This is a genomic window from Bacteroides gallinarum DSM 18171 = JCM 13658, from assembly GCF_000374365.1.
GTDB classification, from domain to species: domain Bacteria; phylum Bacteroidota; class Bacteroidia; order Bacteroidales; family Bacteroidaceae; genus Bacteroides; species Bacteroides gallinarum.
Window position 1 is genome coordinate 40,480 of sequence record NZ_KB894129.1, and the last position, 22,965, is coordinate 63,444.

The window sequence follows — 22,965 nt, forward strand, 5'->3', positions numbered from 1 at the left end:
TTAATAGCAGTTTACCTACTGTATTTTCCCTGAAGCGGCAGGCTGTTTTTTTCGTTTCACAATTGCGGGCTCTACGGTTGCCAGTTGCAGGCTGTCGGGCCCGCAACTGGCAACCGTAGAGCCCGCAACCGGAAAACAAGAAAAAGAAAGTGATAAAAGAATATTATATATGGGATAAAACAAAGAAAAGAAAGAAGGAATAAGGCATTTATCTCCAATAAATACCTTACCATTACAGGAGGGCAAACATAAAAAATTAAGAGCGTTTTACCCCCAAAGATTGCCACGAACTACATGATAGAAACATTTCAGGCTTAGAAAGCATTAAAAAAGCCTCATATACAGGCTATGAGGCAATCGTCACAACCAATTGGTTATAAAGCAGATAAGAATTATTCGAGTGACGACTACGAATTTATAAGCACTCTCGTCACACTTGTCGTCACCCTCTGTATCCCTTTCCTACAAAGGAATACAGAGGGATTAGTGACGAGTGACGACAAATTATGCAAAACTCTACAACAGTACAAATAATGCAGATGCTACATGCCGGCAGACAATACGATTTTTCCGGTTCGTAATCCCTTAGCACGGGCTTCGAAAACTATTTCGCCCGACTGCTCCGTACTCTGCACGATAGCGGTCAGTTGTCCGCTGAAAGCCGGCATCTTGGGCAGGTGGAAAAGGTCTAAGCTGGTGGCATCGCCATTGGCGGCGGCACGGTAGCGGCCTGCTCCTTTCACGGAGAAAGAAACAAGGCGGTTGTCTGACGGACACAGGTTGCCGTCCTTATCGACCACGCGAACAGTGATATAAGCCAAATCCTTGCCGTCGGCAGTAAGCTGGGTACGGTCTGCCACCAACTCCAGATGATGAGGCTTGCCGGCAGTACGTACCACCTTCTCCTCTACCGGTTTGCCGGAGGCATCATAAGCCACGACTTTCAGTTCGCCCGGCTCATAAGGGACATCCAGCCACATCAGGCGGTAACGGCGTTGCAGCGCGAGCGAGTCCTTACCCTGCAAGGCTTTGCTCTCCTGCGCCGTCAGCTTGCGCTGTTTGCCGTAACTCTTGCCATTGACGAAAAGTTCTGCGGAGGAATAATTGGTATATACGAAAACGGGAGTGTTCTCTCCTTCCCTGCCCGGCCACGTCCAATGCGGAAGGACATGCAAAGTATTCGCCTTCTTGTTCCAAACGCTGCGATACAGATAGTAACGGTCTTTGGGCAGGCTCGCCAGGTCTATGATACCGAATACGGAACTATGGCTAGGCCAGGCATCCGTATCGTAGGGGGACGGTTCGCCCAGGTAGTCGAAACCCGTCCAGACGAACTGGCCGATAGTCCAGTCGTAATCGTCCGCCAGGGCAAAGTCCTCATCGGGAATATTAGACCATGAGCAACACTCCACATCATAACCCGAACACTGGTGGTCATCGTACACCGCACCGGCACGTTTCTCTACCGGGAACTTATAAACACCGCGCGAGCTGACGGTAGATGCCGTTTCCGAACCGAGAACGATATTCTGCGGAAGGATGTTGTAAGCTTCCACGTAGCGGTGGGCGCGGTAGTTGAAACCGGGCACGTCTATCATAGCGGCAAAACCGTTCTCCAAGACGCAAGACACCTGGTCCATGCCGCATGTGACAGGACGTGTGGGGTCTTCGCGATGACATATATCCTGCAAGAAGGAAGCTACCTTGTAACCTTCGGGACTGCACTGCGTAGGCACTTCATTGCCGATGCTCCACATCACCACGCTTGCATTATTACGGTAATGGCGCAGCATATTCACCATATCCCGTTCCGCCCATTCATGGAAATAGCGGTGGTAGCCGTTTTCGCATTTGGCGATATCCCACTCGTCAAAAGGTTCTATCATCATCATAAAGCCCATTTCGTCGCAAAGTTCCACCAACTCCGGAGCAGGCATATTATGTGCTGTACGGACAGCGTCGCACCCCATATCCTTCAATAAGGTAAGCTGGCGACGAAGGGCTGCTACATTGATAGCCGCCCCTAAAGGACCCAAGTCGTGATGATTGCAGACACCCTGGAATTTACGGTGCTTGCCATTCAAGAAAAAGCCCTTATCCGCCACAATCTCTATGCTGCGGATACCGAAACGCGTTACGTACTCGTCCACCGGTTTACCGTCTGCATATATTCTGGAAGATGCCTTGTAGAGATAGGGCGTCTCCGGCGACCACAAGGCGGGAGCGTCTATCAAGAAATTCTGCTCGAACGGCTGTCCGTGATTTATCTTACGGGTATTGTCCTTTACGGCAACCACTTTGCCGTCCGGCGATATAATCTCGGTTACAATCCGGATATTCTTATTTCCGGCATTAGCAATCTCCGTACGCAAACGTACAGAGGCATATTCATCCGACACGTGCGGAGTTGTCAACTGAGTACCCCATACCGGTACATGTACCGATTCGGTCGTTACTAACCGGACATTCCGGTACAACCCTGCACCGGGATACCAGCGCGAAGACTGCGGCTTGTTCTCCAAACGCACGGCAAGCGTATTGGGCTGTCCATCCTTATATATATAAGGTGTGACATCGCAGTGAAAAGAGTTGTAGCCGAAAGGCCAGAAACAAGCCTCTTGTCCGTTGACATAAACACGGGCTTCGCTCATGGCTCCGTCGAAAACCAATGTAGCCTGCTTCTCCGCCGGAACAGTAAAGGTAGTACGATACCAGCCTACACCCACATAAGGCAATCCCCCCGTACGTCCGGTCTTTATCGAAGCCTGCTTTTCGAAATTCTGCGTAACGGCAACTTTCTGTAAATCGTTATTATAATCGAACGGCCCGTAAATAGCCCAATCATGGGGCACGGTCACTGCCTGCCACCGATTATCGTCATAACCGGGACGGGCAGCCTCGGACACATCTCCCTGGAAGAACTTCCAGCCTTTCTCCAAATAAACCTCGGTACGCTGCGCTACAATAGCCGGGGAAAGAAAAAAACAACATGCAATCGTTATCAGTATCTTATTCATAATCCACTGTTTTAAAAATTACTTAAAAGCATCCATAATCACCGTAGGACGTCCGTCGGCAGTAAATGCTCCCAAACGATATTGGCTCGGCTTGCACTCCGGTTCCCAGTAGAATACTCCCTTACAACGTCCGTCGGTATTCTCCTTGCTCTCTTTCACAATGCGTTCCAATTGCCGCCTGCCTTCGGCAAGCACAGACTCGCTTGCCAAATTCCCTTTATCGTCACCGCATTCCACGCCGGTTTCCACTATCATTACGTCGCAATCATACTTGGCGCCCAATGTCTTGATATTATCCATACAATCGGTAATGATGTCATCAGCCGTATAATCCGGCTTATCCACCCTTGTCCAATAGGGATAAAGCGACATACCTATCATATCCCACTTCCCATTGTTTTTCTTCAGCTCATCGAAGAACCAGTTGAACAGTTCTTTGTCCCAGCCATTATCCAAATGAACGATAACAATCGCATCGGCAAAGACCGACTTCACCGCATCGTATCCCGTAGTGATAAAATCGCCTAAATTCTTCCAGTTCGTGGGATACACCACTTTATCCGAAGCTGTTGCCGGAGCGTCTTTCAAATCGCGCTCCTTCACATCATACGATGCACCGCTCAGTGCCGCATCCTCGTCCCACAGCATACCCGGCCGTATTTCATTGCCTACTTGCACCCATTTGGGAGAAACTCTCGCCGCCTTCAATGCCTGAAGTACACTGACCGTATGGTCGCTGACAGCCTTTTTCAACTCCGGCAGGCTCTTGCCTTTCCATGCGGCAGGCTTATTCTGCTGGGCAGGGTCTGCCCACCAATCGCTGTAATGAAAATCTATCATTACATCCATACCTAAATCTTTCGCCCTCTTGGCTTTTGCTACGACATCAGGCGTATTGCACCAATTGCCATGCTCCTTTGGGTCTACCCACACACGCAGGCGAATTGCATCCAATCCGCACTCTTTCATCAGGGCAGTACACTCAAGTTGCTTGCCAGAGGCATTATAGAAGCGGTGTCCGGCAGTTTCCAGCTCCGTAACCCAACTGATATCGGCTCCTTTAGCAAAATAATCATCGGTAGCGCCGGCAACCTGTTCCGGTGCTTCCGATGTATTTTCGCGTTCATTACCGGTACTATTCTTGCATGCGAGAAAAAGGCAAGCGATACCTAAAAAGAAAGTGATAAGTTCAATGCGTTTCATAGTCTTAATTTATATATACGAAGCAAATATAATGAATTTACGCCTATATGTACGGGTATGACCGCATTTTGTCGGCATCGCAGCATATGCAATCGTTTGCACAAACTTATAATCCGATATATATCAATAGAAAAGTTTTATTAAGTCCATTCTGCTATTTTTGCAGCAGGATAGAATAAGAATGCCGGCTTGCGACCTTCGTACATCTTCCTTTTTTATTACCTTTGGCTGAAAAAGAATAATACTGATGAACAAACCGCAGATAACTATCAAGGATATTGCCCGGGCGTTGAACGTTTCTCCTTCCACCGTATCGAGAGCGCTCAAAGACAATCCTGACATCAGCCGGGAAACCCGCGACCTTATCCACGCCTATGCGCGCGAACACAACTACAAGCCCAATGTGCTCGCCGTCAACCTCCGTTCGAGCCGCAGCAATACAATCGGCGTAATCGTGCCCCAACTGGTGCACCACTTCTTCTCGTGCGTACTGAGCGGCATCGAGACGGCAGCGGCAGAGGCGGGCTACAACATTATCGTGGCGCAAAGCAATGAATCGTACGAGCAGGAAGTAAAAATAGTCCACTCCTTCCTCACAGCCCGCGTATGCGGCGTGATTGCCTCCCTTGCCAAGAACACGGAGCAATACGGGCACTACCAGGAACTGCTGAACAACGACATTCCGATTGTATTTTACGACCGCATCTGTACCGGACTGAAAACCGAACGGGTGGTGGTAGATGACTACGCCGGCTCGTTTGCCGCCGTGGAATACATGATTCAAACGGGCTGCAAACGCATCTTTTTCTACGGGGCAGACCCTCACCTGGAAATTACGAAGAACCGGCGCAACGGTTACCTGGACGCCATGAAAAAATACAGAATTCCCGTAGACGACAGCATGATTAAGCTGTGCGACAACCGCGAACGCGCCATTGCCATAACCCCCGACCTGCTGGAGAGCGACAACCGCCCCGACGGATTCTTCGCAATCAACGACGAAACGGCAGCGGGCATACTGTACGCCTGCAAGCTCGTCGGCTTGAAAGTGCCGGACGAGGTTTCTATCTGCGGCTTCACCGACGGCGCCATTGCCCAAAGCACCGACCCGAAACTGACTACGGTGGAGCAACACGGAGAGGAAATAGGCAAAAGCGCATTCGGCATCCTCACGGACAAACTGGAAGGAAACGAGGAAAAGAGTACCAATAAGATTGTACGCACCAACCTCGTTGTAAGAGGGACGACGAAATGAGAACGCAACTAATCGAACACAGAGGCACAGAGACACGGAGGCTTTTTTCCGGTAGGAAAGCCGCGCCATGTTTAAGGAGAAAAGAGTACATGTTTCTGTGCCTCTGTGCTTCCTTGCCATTATATCCCGTCCCTATGACTCTTGCACCTCTGTACCTCCGTACTCCCGCACCTCCGTGTCTCTGTGCCTCTGTGTTCTAAATTTACTGAGTATCTATAAACCAATACCATAAAAACGAAAGAGCAATGAAAGTAAAACCCGATTTAAGTTTCTGGAAACTGTGGAACATCAGCTTCGGTTTTTTCGGCGTGCAGATTGCGTATGCCCTTCAAAGCGCCAACATCAGCCGTATTTTCTCCACCTTGGGAGCAGACCCGCACAGTTTAAGTTATTTCTGGATATTACCGCCGCTGGCAGGCATCATAGTGCAGCCCATTGTAGGAGCCGCCAGCGATAAGACATGGACACGGTTCGGACGCCGCATCCCCTATCTGTTCATCGGCTCGCTGATTGCGGTGCTCGTAATGTGCCTGCTGCCCAACGCCGGCAGTTTCGGCATGGCGGTGAGCACGGCGATGATTTTCGGACTGGTGTCGCTGATGTTCCTGGACACCTCTATCAATATGGCGATGCAGCCATTCAAGATGATGGTGGGCGATATGGTAAACGAAAAGCAGAAAGGACTCGCCTACTCTATCCAGAGCTTCCTATGCAATGCCGGCAGCCTGGTGGGTTACCTGTTCCCGTTCGTATTCGCATGGGTGGGCATCAGCAATACGGCGCCACAGGGAGTAATTCCCGACTCGGTAATCTACTCGTTCTACATCGGCGCAGCCATTCTGATATTCTGTGTTATCTATACGACAGTCAAGGTCAAGGAAATGCCGCCCGCTGAATATGCCGAATACCACGGCATTACGGAAGCACAGGAACACGAGAAAATCAATATGCTGAAACTGCTGGTCAAGGCGCCTAAAGCCTTCTGGACGGTAGGACTGGTACAGTTCTTCTGCTGGTTCGCCTTCATGTTCATGTGGACCTACACCAACGGCAGCATAGCCGCCAATGTGTTCGATGCCCCCACCGTGGAACACATGGTAAACGGAATCGGCAAAGTAGTCCTCGACACCAAAAGCCTGCAATACCAGGAAGCTGCCAACTGGGTGGGCGTGCTGTTTGCCGTACAGGCTATCGGCTCCGTGCTTTGGGCAGTCTGCATACCGATGTTCAAAGACCGCCGCTTCGTCTATTCGCTGAGCCTCGTACTGGGCGGTATCGGATTTATATCTACCTACTTCGTGCATAGCCAATACGTGCTGTTCGTCTCCTTCCTGCTGATAGGCTGCGCATGGGCTGCGATGCTGGCGCTACCCTTCACAATCCTTACCAACGCCCTGTCCGGCGGGCATATGGGCACATACCTCGGGCTGTTCAACGGCACAATCTGTATTCCGCAAATCGTAGCCGCCGCATTAGGTGGCAGCATCCTGGCACTGTTTACGCCGGAAGGCATGCTTCCTCCCGAAATAAACATGCTGGTTATGGCGGGAGTGATGCTCATTATCGGCGCCTTCTGCGTGTACCTGATAAAAGAAACCAAAGGAGAGAAATGAGAAAAAACCACCCGGACGAGGATGTCAAAGCTAAGATGAGCACCCTGATAAGTTACAGATTGTAACCGGTAAACACCCAAAAGCCGTATCATTACTCGGAATGAAGTGCACCCCAAAAGTTAGACACAAAAACTTTTGGGGTGCACTTCAAAGTAGAGTCGATACGGCTTTTTTATTGCCGATAAAGGATACCCGGTTCCAGATTAAAAGTTCATCTTCCCTAAAACCGGGTTTCGACACCCTCTCGTTTCTTTTTGCGGCATCTCATTTGTTTATCCTTTTATTTTTTTATCTTTACGCCGACAACACAGAAAAAGACTGCCATGAAAAAATACCTTAAAACTGATGAATGGAATATCATAGAAGACAGTTTCCAGGCCGACCGCATGCGGTGGTCGGAAAGCATATTCAGCCTCGGCAACGGCCGTTTCGGCCAACGGGGACACTTTGAAGAACCGTACAGCAGCGACAGCTACCGCGGCGCGTTCGTGGCAGGCATAACATTCCTGGACAAGACACGCGTAGGCTGGTGGAAAAACGGCTTCCCGCAATTCTACACACGCATCCCCAACGCTCCGGACTGGAGCCGCATCGGTCTGCGCCTCATCGACGAAGAGCTGGACTTGGCGCAATGGTACGTAGACAGCTTCAACAGACGCCTCGACATGAAAGAAGGTATCTCCTACCGCGATGCGGAGGTGACCTCGCCGCGCGGCAACAAGCTGCGCCTGCACGTGGAGCACATCGCCGACATGTCCCGCCCCGACCTCTGCCTTATCAAATACAGCGTTACATCCCTCAACTATGCAGGCAAGATGTCCCTCGTGCCGATATTCGACGGAGACATCGCCGGCCGCACCGAAGAACACCCCCAAGAGAAGATATGGAACATCCTGCGCTCCGGAACCACCAGCGACTGCGCCTACCTATGGACGCAGACCAGGCGGGAAGACGCACAGATATGCTATGCCATGACCTACCGGTTCTCCAAGAACGGCAAGGAGACATTCGCCAACCCGATACGGATAGAGAAAGAAAAACAGGCAGGGTTCAGCATAGGCATCGAAGTGAAGCCGGGCGACACCATAGCACTCGTTAAGTACATCGCCATAGCCTCCTCGCTCTATTACGAGCGGCAAGACCTGATAGAACAATCCGTTGCAGAAGCCCGCAAAGCCAAGAACATCGGCTGGGACGCCCTGGTGCAAGAGCACCGGCAAGCCTGGCAGGAGATATGGGACGAAACCGACGTCACTATCGAAGGAGACCCGGAAGCCCAGCAAGGCATACGCTACAACATCTTCCAGCTCTATCAGACATACCGGGGAGACGACCCGCGCCTGAACATCGGTCCCAAAGGATTTACGGGAGAGAAGTACGGCGGAAACACCTACTGGAACACCGAGTTGTGCTGCGTGCCCTTCTTCCTGCTTTCCACCCCCAAGAAGATTGCCGAAAACCTGCTGATGTACCGCTACAAGCAACTGCCCAAAGCCATTGAGAATGCCAGGAAGCTGGGGTTCGGCAACGGCGCCGCCCTCTTTCCGCAAGTTACCAGCAACGGAGAGGAGTGCCATAGCGAATGGGAGATTACCTTCGAGGAAATCCACCGTAACAGCATCATTGTGTACGCTATCCTGCAACATGCCACCCTTACCGGCTCGCTGGAGTACATAGCCCGCTACGGGCTGGAAGTGATGATAGCCGTAAGCCGCTTCTGGAGCCAGCGGGTATCGTTCTCGCAGCCCAAGCAGAAATACGTTATCCTGGGAGTTACCGGACCGAACGAGTACGAAAACAACGTAGACAACAACTGGTACACTAACTACTCCTGTACGCGCTGCCTCAGAACCACCCTCAGCTTCCTCGAAATCATAGCCCGGCAATATCCCGACGAATATGCCCGCGTACGCCGCATTACCAACCTGAACTACGCCGAAGAAAGCGGGCGCTGGCAAGACATCATCGAACGGATGTACCTGCCGGAAGACCCGGAGCGCGGCATCTTCGTCCAGAACGACGGCTACATGGACAAGATACTGCAAAGCACCGACGCCATTCCCGCCGACGAGCAGCCTATCAACCAGCATTGGTCGTGGGACCGCATCCTGCGTTCGTGCTACATCAAGCAAAGCGACGTACTGTTGGGGCTGTACCTTTATTATTTCAACTTCGATACGGAGACTATCCGCCGCAACTTCGAGTTCTACGAGCCGATGACCGTGCACGAGTCCTCCCTCTCGCCACACATCCATGCAATTCTCGCGGCACGCATCGGGAAGGTGGAGGAAGCCTACCGGCTATTCCTGCACGCCACCCGCCTGGACCTGGACGACTACAACAACGAGGGCGACCAGGGATTGCACATCACCAGCATGCCGGGTAGCTGGCTGGCGGTTGTACGCGGGTTTGCAGGCTTCCAGATAGAGAACAACCTGCTCAAGATAGAACCCGTCATACCGGCAAAGTGGAGCGGTTACTCCTTCAAGGTAAACTACCTGGGCAATACCCTGCACATACGGGTAGGCAAAGAGATAACAATCCGCCTCACCGCCGGGAACATGCTGAACATACAGGTATATCAGGATGTCTACGAACTGCGGCAAGGCACAGACCTGAGCGTCGGCCTCCAACCCCTGTCCTGACGGACAGGCAGCCCGCAAATACCATACACGGAAAAAGGGTGTGTCAGAAGCAGTGTCAAACAAATACTCAGAATATATTTAATTGAATATCAATAATATAATAAGAATAGTAGAAATATAAATAACAAATAAGTAACATATTGATTGGAAATATTGTCTTATCAATAGCAAGAATATCAGCTTGTCAGATGGGTAAAGGTGGTGGATTCAACTTGATTTTTTGCCTTCCAAAAGAAAAAGTTTCAGCCATTTTTGCTGATGCTTGTTGATGGGCTTGCTTGAATGTTCTGCCCTATCTTGATAACTTAAGCAGAAGTTTAAAAATAAGTTTAGAGTATTCTTGTATATATAGTACAAGGTACGGAGTAAACCTCTTACTGTATTTGTTTCACGGTAAACGTCAGTTCTGATAATTAGGTTTAATGACATCTTGTATATATAGTACAAGGACTGAGTTAAACTTGTTGGAAAGGCATTACTCCGGTGAGGATTTTTGTTTGGCTGGTGCAACTCTATTTGGCAGTTTAAAGAGATAGGTTTAATCGAAATCTTGTATATATAGTACAAGGAATGGACTAAACCACTTTGCCAGTTGCACCAGCCTTTCTTTTTTGGAAGGCAAAAGGCCATTGCTTAGACCTTGACCTTGATGACTTCGCAGAGGTTTGTGGAGTATTGGGCAGACTTATGTTCACATTTCAGGTGCCAGCGTTTGTCCGTTCCTTGAACTGCCACTTTTACGGTATTGAAACCATTCCTTCGGTTGATGGCATCAATGGCTACTGAAAGACGAGCTTGCTTTGTCCGGTCGATTGAATCAAAAAGGATGGCCTGCACTGCTGTATCAGGGCTGATATTCCACACGATGACACCGGCTTTCTTGTAGTGGTATTTGCCATCCTCACGCCATTTAGATCGGAGTGCTTGCACGGCTGCTGCCACTAACTCCAACTGGTCGTTGGTGGGCATGGGCAATGAAACAGTGTGGTTGATGGTATGGTTTGGCACATCGTTGCGGAAACGGCTGGTGTATGCAAAAACTGTCAGTTGGCTGCAACGGCTCTTTTGCTCCCGCAGTTTGCGGACGCATGAAGCAGCAAAGTTGGCTACCGCTTCTTCCACCACTCTCAACTCCGACAAACCATTGTCGGGGAAACTACGGCTGGTACAGATGCTTTGCTTTTCGGGCAGTTCGCTGATGTCAATACAATTTTCACCACGGAGTTCCTTCCATGTCATTGTGCCTGTCACGGTAAGCAAACGCCTTACCCGGCTTTCACTCCACTGCGTGAAATCCCATGCTGTCTTGACCCCATAATACTCTAACTTTTTTGCCGAACGTCTGCCTATGCCCCATACATCGGCGATGTCAAAACCTTGCAATGCCTTGATGCGCTTTTCTTCGGTATCAATCAAGCAGACACCCCCATAACCTTTGTATTTCTTTCCATACCTGCTTGCCACTTTTGCCAAGGTCTTAGTCGGAGCTATGCCAAGAGTCACCGGGATGCCAGTACCCTTGCCAATGGTATGCACGATGCGCTTGCCGTAGTCACGCAAGGTTTCTCCGCTGCCCATGCCAGTAAGGTCGATAAAAGCTTCATCGATGGAATACTGCGTTAATTCGGGCGTGAACTCCGAGAGCAACATCATCACCCTGCGGCTCATGTCACCATAAAGTGTGTAATTGGAACTGAACACGGCAACCTTTTCGCGCTCCAGCATTTTTTTGACTTGGTAGAACGGAGTGCCCATTTCTATGCCCAACGCCTTAGCCTCGTTGCTGCGGGCAATGATGCAACCGTCATTGTTAGACAGCACCACCACGGGCAGTGTGCGCAAACCCGGGTTGAACACCCGTTCGCACGAGCAATAGAAGTTGTTGCAATCCACCAGACCGAACATGGCTCATTTCCTCCGGTATTGGCGTTTGATGTTGTAGGTCAATACGCCCCATACGATGAAATTGTTTTCCTCCGTCACCTTGATGGGCGGGTAATCCTTGTTGGCAGGCATCAGCCACAGGCAACCGGCGTGCGGGTCGAATTTCACCCGTTTCAATGTAAACTCCCCATCAATGTAGGCTACCACGATATCACCCTCCTGCGGGTCGATGGCCTTGTCAATCACCAACAGATCGCCGTCGTCGATGCCGCAGTCCTTCATCGAATCACCTACGGCACGGGCATAGAACGTGGTGGCGGGATGACGCACCAATTCGCGGTTCAGGTCAATGCTCTCTGTCATGTAATCCTGGGCCGGCGAAGGAAATCCTGCACGGATGCCACCATCGGCAAAGTCCAACGGCAGTTCGCTGCTCAGGTCGGCTGAATAAAGGATGAGCCTTACCCCGTCCTCCTTTTCTATTCCTGACTCGTAGTTGACTGTTTTATGTGAATTTTCCATATCCCTGTTTTCTTGTTGAATTACCATTCGCTTTGCAAAATTACCATTTTTATGCACGTGATTGTCCTTATTATACGAGTTTCCACACTTTTACGCCGGTTTATCTCCTTTTGCCGGCTTGCCTTTCGCCAAATGCGACCGGGCCTCTTTCCCGATAAGTGGCCATGCACTTAGCCTCCTTCGTATCTTGGACTTGGGTTGATGGGCATCCTTCCTTCATTTCTTCACCGCAGCTTCGGAACAGTACACGCACAGCCGTTCTGTCCACATTTCCTATTCGTCAGTCTTGTCTTCGGGCATATCCTCTCCAATGGTAGAGCGGCCTTTTTCTGGCAATATTGGTATCGCTTCCACCCTTGCGGCTTCCACAATGAAAGCGATGGTTGGAATCGTTGTTTCATCCTTGGCCCGTTGCATAGCCATCGGAATGGGCTTGTTTCTTTTGGCAGGCAGATTATTGGCATCCTTCACCACGACCTGTGACTGAATTTCCGTGTTGCTTCTTGCATGGCCGTGCGTTTACCGAAGCCACAATATTTTTCCATGATGCAAAGATATAATGCAGCACCGTCGTGGACGGTTACGGGACACTGTCGTTCTGACCAATGGCGTGCCCCGGAAATCTTCCGACATTTTCCGCCCCGCATAAAATGTTGCGTATTTGCCGTGCCGCCCTTGGTGCTGCCCTATGTCTGCAATATCTTCTTGCATCCGTAAAAATTAATTGTTCAACTTCTAAAAACTTACAGTCATGAAGCAAGTAGAAAATTCTTTCGTCATCACAGGTTTTGTAGCAAAGGACGCTGAAATCCGCACGTTCACCAACAACGATGTAGCCCGTTTCCCGATGGCAATCGGCCGCAAGGAAACCAAGGACAACGCCACCAACCGCGTGTCCGCCTTCATCAACGTGGAAGCCTGGCGCAAGAGCGGCAGCGCATCGTTCGAGTTGCTGAAAAAAGGTACGCTGCTCACCATCGAGGGCTATTTGAAGCCCGAAGAGTGGACCGACAAGAACGGTACCAAGCAGAACGGCATCAAGTTCGTGGCCAAGAAGTTCTACGAAGCGGTGGAGAAACCGGAGAAGGCCGAGAAGCCCCAACCCAAGACCCGCGCCAAGAAACAGAAGGAGGCAGCATAGACCTCTTCCATCTCCGGAAAGAGCGGCTTCGGCCGCTTTTTTTGTGCTCAATGCACTTGGTGACTTGTCCCTCTTAAAAATGACCTGCCGCCTGTTCTACCATTACCAGCCTTGTTATACCGGCTATTTCTTATCCCGCCTTCTGCCGAAACCGTTTGGTTTTACTGATGCAAAGGTCGGCCATTGCGCCTGATGGCGGCGGCTTGAAGTGGATTTCTTGCAAATTCTTCCTCCTTGCGGAGCGTAATTGGCAACAAAAGCCGCCGCATGAGGCTTTCCCGATAGCCGAGCCGCTGCATCGATAAAACCCCAAATCGGTCACGGCAAGAAGGACCGATGACAGGGAAAGTTTAACATCAAAAACATACACCAATATGTACGATTACGACAACAGAGAAGATTTTGAGGATTACGGCAAGCATTGCTGGCTGCTGACCCCGTGGAAAGGCTACCGCTCGGCAACCATAGTCGGACAGACCGACAAAGGCTATATCGTCCAAGTGAGCAGCGGAGCGGAGATAGTGGTTTATCCCGACGAGATAGAGATTGACTAACCCCAAAGCATACCCATATGGAAAAGACAACCGAAAAGATACCGACATGGAGCCTGTGCTACCTTGTCAATGGCGATGCAAGCGGACTGACAGATGAAGAACTACAGACCATTGACCGCTGGTACAAGGACATGGGCGTACAAGTAGTTTCACCCGTCATGGACGATGAATGTGGCACGCAACCCTATTTTTCACATTACCCGGCTTTCGGTTTGCCGACAGAAGTAGTGGACTGCGACATACTTTAACCGATTGAAACCATCAAACAATGACTGACATGAAAGGAACGGAACTATTCAAACAGGCCATCAAAAGTTATTTGGATGAAAGAGCCAAGACGGACGAACTTTTTGCCCATTCCTACGCAAAAGAGGGCAAGAACATAGACGATTGCATCACGTTCATACTCAACCAAGCCAAAGCACTTTCCAATGAGGGTTGTGTGGGCATGAGTGACAATGAGGTATATTCGCTCGCTTGTCATTACTTTGATGAAGACAACATCGAAATTGGCAAACCCATTAACTGTGGTGTGATAGTCAACAGGCACATTGAACTGACCGAGGAAGAAAAAGCCGAGGCACGGCAGAGAGCCATCAGCCAATACCAAGCTGAGGAACTGCGTAAGATGCAGCAACGCAAGAGCAAGCCGGCTGCAAAGCCACAGGAAACCAAACATACAGAACCTAACTTATTCGGCTTTTAACGATGAAACCACGTAACAAATTCGAGAAAGCGGTGCTTGCCCAAAGCGGCAAGCTCCGCCCCTTGACCAAGGCACAGCTTGCTTGGGCATTCCGTGAATGCGTCAGCCATTTTGCGCACCGACTGCTCAAGGGTCGGACAACCTGCATGGACTGCGGCCATGAATGGGTAAGTGAAAAAGCGACAGGGTATTGTGTCTGCCCGAAGTGCCACGCAAAGCTGGAGGTCAATAATACACTTGTCCGCAAAGTACGGCAAAAGAGTTATTTCACCCTGCTTGACAAGTACGGAGAGTATCAGACCCTGCGAATGTTCCTGCTTGTGGTGGAAATGGAGAAAGGCTGCAAGGTTCACCCATACGCTTTAGAAATCGGACAATATTGGTGGAACGACAAAGGCAAGCAAACGCTTGTAGCCATACAGCGCACAATGGGTCGGTATTTGGATAGTTTCTGCTTTGGCTCTCCAATGGCAATTCGGGAAGATAAAAAAGATGTATTCCGACACCTTGCAACATTTGACACCTATCCAAAATACGCTATCATTGATACGTTGCAGAGAAATGGCTTTGACGGCAACCTGCACGGCATAGCACCTGCAAGGCTTATCACCGCCTTACTCACTGACCCGAAAGCGGAAACCTTGATGAAAGCCGGGCAATACCCGTTGTTGCGCCATTACTTGCGCTCCACAATGCGCTTGGAAAATTATTGGCCATCGGTGAAAATCTGCCTGCGCAACGGCTACACCATACCCGACGGCTCAATATGGTGCGACACCATCGACCTGTTGCGGAGGACGGGCAAGGACATTCGCAGCCCGAAATATGTTTGTCCTGCCGACTTGAAAGCCGAGCACGACAAGTTGGTGAAACAGCGTAACCGCAAGGAAGAACGTGAATGCCTGGCATTGCGCCGAAAGGAAGCCACCCAATATGAGAAAGACTACCTGTTGCAGAAAGGCAAGTTTTTCGGTATCATCATCACGGACGGCACACTGAATGTCAGAGTATTGGAGAGTGTTGCCGAGATAGCGGAAGAGGGTACGCTGATGCACCACTGTGTATATGCCAACGCCTACTACCGCAAGGAGAACTCGCTGATATTGTCGGCTACCATCGGAAACAAACGCATTGAAACGGTCGAGGTGGACTTGAAGAAACTTTGCGTGGTGCAGAGCCGTGGCGTGTGCAACCAAAACACGGAATACCACGACCGTATTGTCAACCTTGTAAACAGCAATATGAATTTGATTAGGCAGCGGATAAATACTTAATCGCCATCAGGCAAGGTACATATCGGGTACAACACCAGGTGTGCCTTGCTTCCCCTGCTGTTTTCCTGTTGTACCATTACATAACACTTGTAGACCGCACCTACCATTTATATATACAATCGAGCATGATGGGTGGGTATCCGTCCTTTGACTAACTAATCATAGTTTTCCGTCTTTCTGCTTTTGAGATAGACCTATAGAAAGAGCCTCATTTTATGATGTATCGCCTATTGAGATAATCCATCCATTGATTAAGGTTGGGGATTTTCGTGACATTAAAGCATTCTTGCATCATATGAAACAAATCCTCGTAAGTAAGATGTCTGAATGTTTCCTGCCCTGATGGTGTCAGCATGGATTCATATTTTGGCCATATTCCTGAAAAATGCCCATTGCCTTTCGGATAGATAGTCAGACTCGTAAATTCAGACAATATATCGTCACACAAGCCCAGCACCATTGATGCCCCAAGTATATGGTTACGCCATATCTGGCGATATTGATTGGCTACCACATGGTGTGTCATCCCTTCTGCATCTTCAAACGGCACATCTCCAATATGTTTCTCCTTGAACCAGCCACAATCAGTGCTCGGCTTTCTGTAATTGTCTGCTAAATGGATGCCTGCCTCATTGTGGGTTTCATTCCATTCTTTCGTCCCACGTTTTATAGGATATTCCTTTTCGGTATATTTCACCTCAATGCCTATCCCGCCTTTCTGCCCGGACTTGTTGTCGTATTCCACGAAAACATCGAATGAAGTTCCGTCGTGCAAACCTCCAGGATTGTATTCAATCAATATCTTGCCTATGCCCGCTATCTTATTCTTGCCCAATATCCTGTTGAATAACATGGCCGCGCCATCCAAGTCATACCGCATCGGGTAAAACAAGTTATAAGGAATATGTTCGCTCCGCAATAGGTTCGTGACCATCTGCCCTTTCGATGGGAACTCCATTTGGTTGATGATTTCAGTGATTTCATGGCGGAAACCGCTGAAGAATATGCGGTAGTCACCGTTTTCATCCACGGCATCTTTCCATGTAAGCGAACTCCTTACATCTATTCTATACTCCTTGCCGTTACGTTTCATGAAACGAACAGGAAATCTGTCTGCGGGAACATTGATTTCGTGGTCGTTCACTTTGAAGTCTATCTGGTGCTGGCGAGCTGTGTCTTTAAACTTCTGATGTGTCATTGCTTAATGAATTATTTCTGCAAAATAAATATTTTCTGCTGATATACATTTATATTTAACACTTCCTCCCTTTTATACCCATCTTCGATGCCGGCGGCTTGACTTATATCATAGGAATGACGGATTGTGCCGCAAGCCATGCCGCTGTAAACGGCGGCGAGGCTTCCGTGTCATGGGCAAACGTGAACACGCCCTTTCCCCGTCGGCGTACAAGTCCGCTGATAGGGAAAGGGCAAGTTCCTTTTTTGTTTGCCCGGCAATCCGTCTTTGTTTTTTGACAAGCCTTTCCTGTTATATCCCCTTTTTATGGCCATGCCGAACCTTTTTTAATGCCCATTATCCTGTTATGACCGGACAGAATCCAAAAATAAATCTGCTTGTCCATTTATAGCTGACCGCCTTCCTTTTCTATCTATTCCACACGGAATTATTGCATTCTGCCATTCGATGCTCTGCCGCGGGTATTTTGCTGCAAAATAAATGTGGCGCGTCTTGTCGTTGCAAACCGTCCTTGGCAGAAATCTTCCTTGGCGCTTCACTTCAAGCGTATTTCCGCAGTCCGGTTTGCCGAAAAGCCATTCCGCCCCATTCCCGGATGCAGAAAAATACCCCGCAGCAGGCCACCGAAGAAAGGCCGAGAGCAGGGAAAGAACAAAATCTGTCAAATATGAAGACTATGAATTACAACAAATTGCAAGCATTGGAAGCAAACACGGCAGCCATCGCAACAGCCTACCAAGTGCGGAACGAGAAAAGGACGGCGACAGCAGCCGAGCGAGAAACCCTTTCCCTGTATTCAGGCTTCGGGGGTATCAAAGAGGTACTGGACTTGGGAACAAACAAGCCCATGCCCGAAAAGATGAAACAGGCTTTAGACCATCTTGTGCGCATACTGCAATCCGTAGCACAAGGCGATGAAACGCTATACAGGGAGTTTGTGGATAGCATAAAGGCATCCGTCCTCACCGCTTTCTATACCCCGAAAATTCTCATTGAAGCAGTGGCTGACCAAATACAAGTCACATTCCGAGCCCACGGTTTGCCAATGAAATCCTTTCTTGAGCCATCGGCTGGAATTGGCGGTTTTCTGCCAGTGGCAATGCCCGACACCTGCAAGGCAGCGTTTGAAAAGGACTTGGCGACAGGGCTTGTGCTTTCTGCCTTGCACCCCGATGCAAAGACTGTCATTAACGGCTTTGAAACCATCGACACACAGGAGTTGGAAAACGACAAGTTCGATGTGATAGCGTCCAACATACCTTTCGGCACGATAAACGTGTTCGATACGAATTTTGAGCGCAGGGGTACACCTTACAAGCAATCCCTCAAAGCCATTCACAACTATTTCTTCATCAAGACGATGGAGTTGCTGAGTGAGGGCGGCTTGCTGGCTTTCGTCACGTCAAGAGGCGTGGCTGACAGCCCGTCCAATCGCTTTGTGCGTGACTATCTGGTGCATCATGCCCATATCATCACCGCCTTGCGCTTGCCCGACACGCTTTTCATGCAGACGGGTGGCATCGAGGTAGGCAGTGACCTTATCATCTTGCAAAAGGACAGCCACAAGCATGGCCTCACCGCAAGGGAACGCCTGTTTTTGGAAACGTGCAGGGAGCGCACTCCGCAAGGCATGGAAACGGAATATGCAAACAAGGCATTCTCTTTGCCGCAAAGCACGTTATCCACAGGCACGGCCATCGGCACAAACCAATTCGGCAAGTCGGTGCGCAAGTACGAGTGGAACGGCACAGAAGAAGCCATGCTACAACGGCTTACCGAGATATTGAGAGCCAATTTCACCCACTATTTCAAGCCCTCCCTGTTGGGTGGGCAAAAGCAAGCGCAGTCACAACAGGGAGCGATACTATCCCTCTTTGACCTTTTCGGGGAAGCCACGGCAGCGGCACAGTACAAGCCAAACACAGGAAAACGACCCTACACGGACGAAATGCCCGGTTGGATGAAAGACGGTGCGTTGGTGCTGTTTGAGGGTCAGCTTGGCACTATCCTAAGCAGACGAGCCGACCGTTTTTCTGAAATGACCGCATGGTTCAGTCCTATTAGAGTCAATGGTGCGGACATGGAACGGGCAAAGGACTATCTTCCTGTGCGAAAGGCTTACTTTGAATTGTCGGAGAGCGAAGCGGAAACAAGGGAAGAGCAACCCTTGCTCCGTGAGCGGCTGAACAAGGCATACGATGCGTTTGTGGCCAAATGGGGCAACTTCCATGCAAACGGCAACAAGGAACTGGTGACGCTTGACAGCCTGGGATTGGAGGTGTATTCCATCGAAATGCAAGCACATGGCGAAGTAGTGAAAGCCGACATCATGCGCGAGCCTGTGGCTTTCAAGAAGATAGATATGTCTGTACGCCTTACCCCGATGGAAGCGTTGGCTAGCAGCTTGAATTATTACGGCAAGGTGGATATGGATTACCTCGCCCAAACCACAGGCAGTAGCGAGAACGAAGTGATAGATGCGTTGGAGGGCGAAATGTTCTACAACCCCGAAACAGACTGTTGGGAAGAAAAAGGGCGCATACTTGCCGGAAACGTGATAGAAAAATGCAAATTGTTCGCCGGACATATCCACGGCCTTGCAGGACAGGCAAGGGGCTGGACTGAAAAGACGGTAAGGGCGTTGGAAGATGTCACGCCCGAACTGATACCTTATGAGGAGCTTGACTTCAACATGGGCGAACGGTGGATTCCGACCGAGGTCTATGCCGACTTTGCCGAGCATTTGTTTGGGGTCAAGGCCGATGTGATGTACTTTGAGGTGAACGACACCTATGTCATATCCCTGCATGGTTATTCCCCTGCCGCATACAATCTCTACTGTTCGCATGGTTACACGGGCGAGAAACTGTTTGCCTATGCCCTGCATGATACCGTTCCCGAAATCAAGAAAGAAGTGATGCGTGGCGGCGAATATGTGAAAGTTCCCGATGAAGAAGCCATGCAGGAGGTGGCAAACAAGATACAGGAGATTAGGGGCAAGTTCAATGCTTGGCTTGACAGCCAGTCTATCGCCGTCCGTGACGAGTTGGTAAGGCTCTATAACGAGCGTTTTAACTGCTATGTGCGTCCGTCCTACGATGGCTCGGCACAGACCTTTCCCGGACTTTCTTTTGAGCAATTCCCATATAAAGAACTTTACCGCTCACAGAAAGACGCTGTTTGGATGATTAAGCAGAACGGCGGCGGTGTATGTTGGCACGAGGTCGGCGCAGGGAAAACGATGGTGATGTGCGTGGCGGCCTACGAAATGAAACGCTTGGGCTTGGTGCAGAAGCCTTTGATAATAGGGCTGAAAGCCAATGTGCATGAGATAGCCGAGTGTTTCAGAAAGGCATATCCTTTTGCCAAGCTGCTCTATCCGGGTAAGGAAGATTTCACTCCAGCCAGCCGTGAGGAACTTTTCAGCAAAATCAAGAACAATAATTGGGATTGCATCATTCTGACACATGACCAGTTTGCCAAGATACCGCAGTCCGAACAAACCATGCTGCGCATCATGCAGCAGGAGCTTGACGATGTGGAACGCTCCCTGCAAGTGTTGGAGGAGAGCGGCATGGCATGGCGAAACCGCCGTATGCAGAAGGGATTGGAAAGACGGCAGGAAAACCTTAAATCCGACCTTCAATCACTGAGAAAACGCATCGAGGAAAAGAAAGACAACGGCATAGACTTCCATACAATGGGCATAGACCACATATTTGTAGATGAGTGCCACTACTTCAAGAACTTGATGTTCCAGACACGCCACACAAGGGTGGCTGGTATCGGCAACAACCAAGGTTCTCAAAGAGCCATGAATTTACTGATTGCCATCCGTGACATACAGGAGCGCACAGGCAAGGACTTGGGAGCTACGTTCCTTTCGGGTACGGTGGTGGTGAACGCCCTGACCGAATTATATGTGCTTTTCAAGTATTTGCGCCCCAAGGAACTTGCCAAGCAACGGATAAGCTGTTTTGACGCATGGGCGGCTATCTTTACAAAGAAAACGACTGACTACGAATTGAACGTGACAGGCTCCATCAAGCGAAAAGAACGGTTTAGGACTTACATCAAAGTACCCGAATTGGCGGCTTTCCTGCGTGAGATAACGGATTACCGCACGGCAGAAATGATAAATCTCGACATTCCCGAAAAGAACGTGCGGTTCCTCTCGGACAAGCCGACTATGGAACAGGAGGCGATGATTGAACGGTTGGTGCGTTTCGCCAACAGCGGTGAATGGTCGGACTTGGGCTTGGAAATCCCTGCGCCCGAACACATGGACAAGGCGAAGATGCTAATCGCTACCAACGTGGCACGGAAAATGGCTTTGGATATGCGCCTGTTGGGCGACCAGTTCAGCGATGACCCTGCCAACAAAGCTTCACGTTGCGCACAGACCATCTATGAGTATTATGTGAAATCGAACGCCCACCGTGGCACACAGTTCGTGTTTAGCGACCTTTCCACATACAAGCCGAACGAGTGGAACATCTGCCAAGACATCAAGGACAAGCTGGTGGCGATGGGCATTCCTGCCTCTGAAATCCAATTCATCCAGACCGCCAAGACCGAAAAGGCGAGGAAAAAGATATTTGAGGGCATGAACAACGGCACTATCCGTGTGCTGTTCGGGTCAACTTCCATGTTGGGGACAGGTGTCAACGCCCAGCAGCGGGCGGTGGCGGTGCATCATTTAGAGATTCCCTGGCGCCCAGCCGACTTGGAGCAGCGCAACGGTCGGGCGGTGCGCAAAGGCAACACCGTGAAGCTGTGGGGCGGCAACGTGGTTGACATCATCATCTATGGCACGGAAAAGACCTTGGACGCTTACAAGTTCAACCTCTTGCGCAACAAACAGCTTTTCATCAACCAAATCAACAACGGCACTATCGCCGTGCGCCGCATAGACGAGGACGGCATGGACGAGGACACAGGCATGAATTTCGCCGAGTTCGTGGCCATCCTTTCGGGCAACACCGACCTTTTGGAAAAGGCGAAACTTGACAACAAAATCATGCAGTTGGAAAAGGAACAAGCGGCTTTCAACAAGGAGCGTTACCGTGCGGAGCGCAAGGTTGGGGGCAACCGTCAAGAGATAGACACCTGCAAACGCAACATCGGGCGCATGACAAAAGATTGGGAGTATTTCAACACGCATAAGGAAGATTGCGCCATTGAGATAAACGGTGATACCCAACTGACAGCCGAGGAAACAGGGCGAGCCTTGCATACACTGTCAAGGAAACACCGTGGCGACTTTACGCCCATCGGCTGTTACAATGGCTTGCGGTTGTTAGTACGCAGCGAGTACCGTCTTGACGGCAGCTTTGACCGCAACACGTTTTTCGTGGAGGGCAAGAGCGGCTTGAAATACAAGTGCGGTATGTCCGGCTCATTGCCACCGAGTTTTGCGGCGGCTGCGGTGTTCCCACAGACCACCTTGGAAAACATACCCAAGCTGATGGAACGCCAAGCTGAGCGGCAAAAACATTTGGAGGAAGAAATCATCACCTTGCAACAAGTGATGGCAAAGCAATGGGGCAAGGAAGAAGAACTTAAACGGCTCAAACAGGAGTGTAAGGAGTTGCAGGAGCGCATCAACCGCACCCTTGAAGAAGCGGAACGCCCAACCGTACCGACACCCGGCACCGAGCCGGTGACAGTACCGGCGGCATAGGCATCATTCATATTTGACACCCTTCTCCTGCTTTGTTGAGAAACACGGCAGGGGATTTTTCCATTTGCCAAAGCAAGGTCTTTGTTTGCAACCCAAGCCGACGGGCAGACAAGCAGCCCTATACCTATTATATATAGGTGCGCAGTCGCAACCATACCTGCGGTTCCCGCCACTTGTATCTCTCCCTGCTTTTATGGACTTGTGCCATTTTCCTTTTATACCAGACATACCCGGCTTCCCCGACCCGGAATAATCAGCGGAAGCCTGTCC

General features: G+C 50.1%; 15 protein-coding genes. 9 read left to right on the plus strand and 6 right to left on the minus strand.

The window, feature by feature from the left end:
- Window positions 1–542 precede the first annotated feature (542 nt).
- Window positions 543–3,017, minus strand: a complete 2,475-nt coding sequence (locus C233_RS0109935; RefSeq protein ID WP_018667440.1) for a glycoside hydrolase family 2 TIM barrel-domain containing protein — start codon at window positions 3,015–3,017, stop codon at window positions 543–545.
- Between the two features lie 18 nt (window positions 3,018–3,035).
- Window positions 3,036–4,220 carry a glycoside hydrolase family 53 protein gene (locus C233_RS0109940; RefSeq protein ID WP_018667441.1) on the minus strand — a complete coding sequence of 395 codons (1,185 nt, stop codon included), beginning with the start codon at window positions 4,218–4,220 and terminating at the stop codon, window positions 3,036–3,038.
- Between the two features lie 247 nt (window positions 4,221–4,467).
- On the opposite strand from C233_RS0109940, the gene C233_RS0109945 reads away from it, so the two are divergent.
- From C233_RS0109945 to C233_RS0109960, 3 genes are all read left to right on the plus strand, one after another.
- Window positions 4,468–5,475 carry a LacI family DNA-binding transcriptional regulator gene (locus C233_RS0109945; protein WP_018667442.1) on the plus strand — a complete coding sequence of 336 codons (1,008 nt, stop codon included), beginning with the start codon at window positions 4,468–4,470 and terminating at the stop codon, window positions 5,473–5,475.
- 245 nt (window positions 5,476–5,720) lie between these two features.
- The gene (locus tag C233_RS0109950; protein ID WP_018667443.1) at window positions 5,721–7,088 is read left to right on the plus strand and encodes an SLC45 family MFS transporter; all 1,368 of its coding nucleotides are present in this window, start codon (window positions 5,721–5,723) and stop codon (window positions 7,086–7,088) included.
- Between the two features lie 323 nt (window positions 7,089–7,411).
- The gene (locus C233_RS0109960) at window positions 7,412–9,733 is read left to right on the plus strand and encodes a family 65 glycosyl hydrolase domain-containing protein (protein WP_018667445.1); all 2,322 of its coding nucleotides are present in this window, start codon (window positions 7,412–7,414) and stop codon (window positions 9,731–9,733) included.
- 633 nt (window positions 9,734–10,366) lie between these two features.
- Here the strand turns inward: C233_RS0109960 and C233_RS0109965 are convergent.
- The 3 genes from C233_RS0109965 to C233_RS24105 all read right to left on the minus strand — a co-directional run bounded on the left by C233_RS0109965 (window position 10,367) and on the right by C233_RS24105 (window position 12,613).
- Window positions 10,367–11,638 (minus strand): Y-family DNA polymerase, encoded by a 1,272-nt coding sequence (locus C233_RS0109965; protein ID WP_018667446.1) that lies wholly within the window; start codon window positions 11,636–11,638, stop codon window positions 10,367–10,369.
- A 3-nt stretch (window positions 11,639–11,641) separates the two neighbouring features.
- Window positions 11,642–12,139 (minus strand): LexA family protein, encoded by a 498-nt coding sequence (locus tag C233_RS0109970; RefSeq protein ID WP_051089642.1) that lies wholly within the window; start codon window positions 12,137–12,139, stop codon window positions 11,642–11,644.
- A gap of 273 nt (window positions 12,140–12,412) precedes the next feature.
- Window positions 12,413–12,613, minus strand: coding sequence for a hypothetical protein (locus tag C233_RS24105; RefSeq protein ID WP_018667448.1), 201 nt, complete (start codon window positions 12,611–12,613; stop codon window positions 12,413–12,415).
- 277 nt (window positions 12,614–12,890) lie between these two features.
- Here C233_RS24105 and C233_RS0109980 point away from each other — a divergent pair, with 277 nt between their 5' ends.
- The 5 genes from C233_RS0109980 to C233_RS0110005 all read left to right on the plus strand — a co-directional run bounded on the left by C233_RS0109980 (window position 12,891) and on the right by C233_RS0110005 (window position 15,814).
- Complete coding sequence (locus C233_RS0109980; protein ID WP_018667449.1) at window positions 12,891–13,280, plus strand: single-stranded DNA-binding protein; 390 nt, start codon at window positions 12,891–12,893, stop codon at window positions 13,278–13,280.
- A 374-nt stretch (window positions 13,281–13,654) separates the two neighbouring features.
- Complete coding sequence (locus tag C233_RS0109990) at window positions 13,655–13,834, plus strand: hypothetical protein (RefSeq protein WP_018667451.1); 180 nt, start codon at window positions 13,655–13,657, stop codon at window positions 13,832–13,834.
- Between the two features lie 17 nt (window positions 13,835–13,851).
- Window positions 13,852–14,082, plus strand: coding sequence for a DUF6926 domain-containing protein (locus tag C233_RS0109995; protein ID WP_018667452.1), 231 nt, complete (start codon window positions 13,852–13,854; stop codon window positions 14,080–14,082).
- 29 nt (window positions 14,083–14,111) lie between these two features.
- A complete protein-coding gene (locus C233_RS0110000; protein ID WP_025068911.1) occupies window positions 14,112–14,540 on the plus strand; it encodes a PcfK-like family protein in 429 nt (142 codons plus the stop codon).
- 2 nt (window positions 14,541–14,542) lie between these two features.
- A complete protein-coding gene (locus C233_RS0110005; RefSeq protein ID WP_018667454.1) occupies window positions 14,543–15,814 on the plus strand; it encodes a PcfJ domain-containing protein in 1,272 nt (423 codons plus the stop codon).
- A 208-nt stretch (window positions 15,815–16,022) separates the two neighbouring features.
- Here C233_RS0110005 and C233_RS0110010 read toward each other — a convergent pair whose 3' ends face one another.
- Complete coding sequence (locus C233_RS0110010; protein WP_018667456.1) at window positions 16,023–17,012, minus strand: PGN_0703 family putative restriction endonuclease; 990 nt, start codon at window positions 17,010–17,012, stop codon at window positions 16,023–16,025.
- A gap of 676 nt (window positions 17,013–17,688) precedes the next feature.
- Between C233_RS0110010 and C233_RS0110015 the strand changes: the two genes are divergently transcribed.
- The gene (locus C233_RS0110015) at window positions 17,689–22,695 is read left to right on the plus strand and encodes an N-6 DNA methylase (RefSeq protein ID WP_026314821.1); all 5,007 of its coding nucleotides are present in this window, start codon (window positions 17,689–17,691) and stop codon (window positions 22,693–22,695) included.
- Window positions 22,696–22,965: the final 270 nt, after the last annotated feature.

Coding starts and splice junctions, on each gene's coding strand:
- C233_RS0109935 (WP_018667440.1), bottom strand. CDS start 3,017: ATGAATAAGATACTGATAACGATTGCATGTTGTTTTTTTCTTTCCCCG.
- C233_RS0109940 (WP_018667441.1), bottom strand. CDS start 4,220: ATGAAACGCATTGAACTTATCACTTTCTTTTTAGGTATCGCTTGCCTT.
- C233_RS0109945 (WP_018667442.1), top strand. CDS start 4,468: ATGAACAAACCGCAGATAACTATCAAGGATATTGCCCGGGCGTTGAAC.
- C233_RS0109950 (WP_018667443.1), top strand. CDS start 5,721: ATGAAAGTAAAACCCGATTTAAGTTTCTGGAAACTGTGGAACATCAGC.
- C233_RS0109960 (WP_018667445.1), top strand. CDS start 7,412: ATGAAAAAATACCTTAAAACTGATGAATGGAATATCATAGAAGACAGT.
- C233_RS0109965 (WP_018667446.1), bottom strand. CDS start 11,638: ATGTTCGGTCTGGTGGATTGCAACAACTTCTATTGCTCGTGCGAACGG.
- C233_RS0109970 (WP_051089642.1), bottom strand. CDS start 12,139: ATGGAAAATTCACATAAAACAGTCAACTACGAGTCAGGAATAGAAAAG.
- C233_RS0109980 (WP_018667449.1), top strand. CDS start 12,891: ATGAAGCAAGTAGAAAATTCTTTCGTCATCACAGGTTTTGTAGCAAAG.
- C233_RS0109990 (WP_018667451.1), top strand. CDS start 13,655: ATGTACGATTACGACAACAGAGAAGATTTTGAGGATTACGGCAAGCAT.
- C233_RS0109995 (WP_018667452.1), top strand. CDS start 13,852: ATGGAAAAGACAACCGAAAAGATACCGACATGGAGCCTGTGCTACCTT.
- C233_RS0110000 (WP_025068911.1), top strand. CDS start 14,112: ATGAAAGGAACGGAACTATTCAAACAGGCCATCAAAAGTTATTTGGAT.
- C233_RS0110005 (WP_018667454.1), top strand. CDS start 14,543: ATGAAACCACGTAACAAATTCGAGAAAGCGGTGCTTGCCCAAAGCGGC.
- C233_RS0110010 (WP_018667456.1), bottom strand. CDS start 17,012: ATGACACATCAGAAGTTTAAAGACACAGCTCGCCAGCACCAGATAGAC.
- C233_RS0110015 (WP_026314821.1), top strand. CDS start 17,689: ATGAATTACAACAAATTGCAAGCATTGGAAGCAAACACGGCAGCCATC.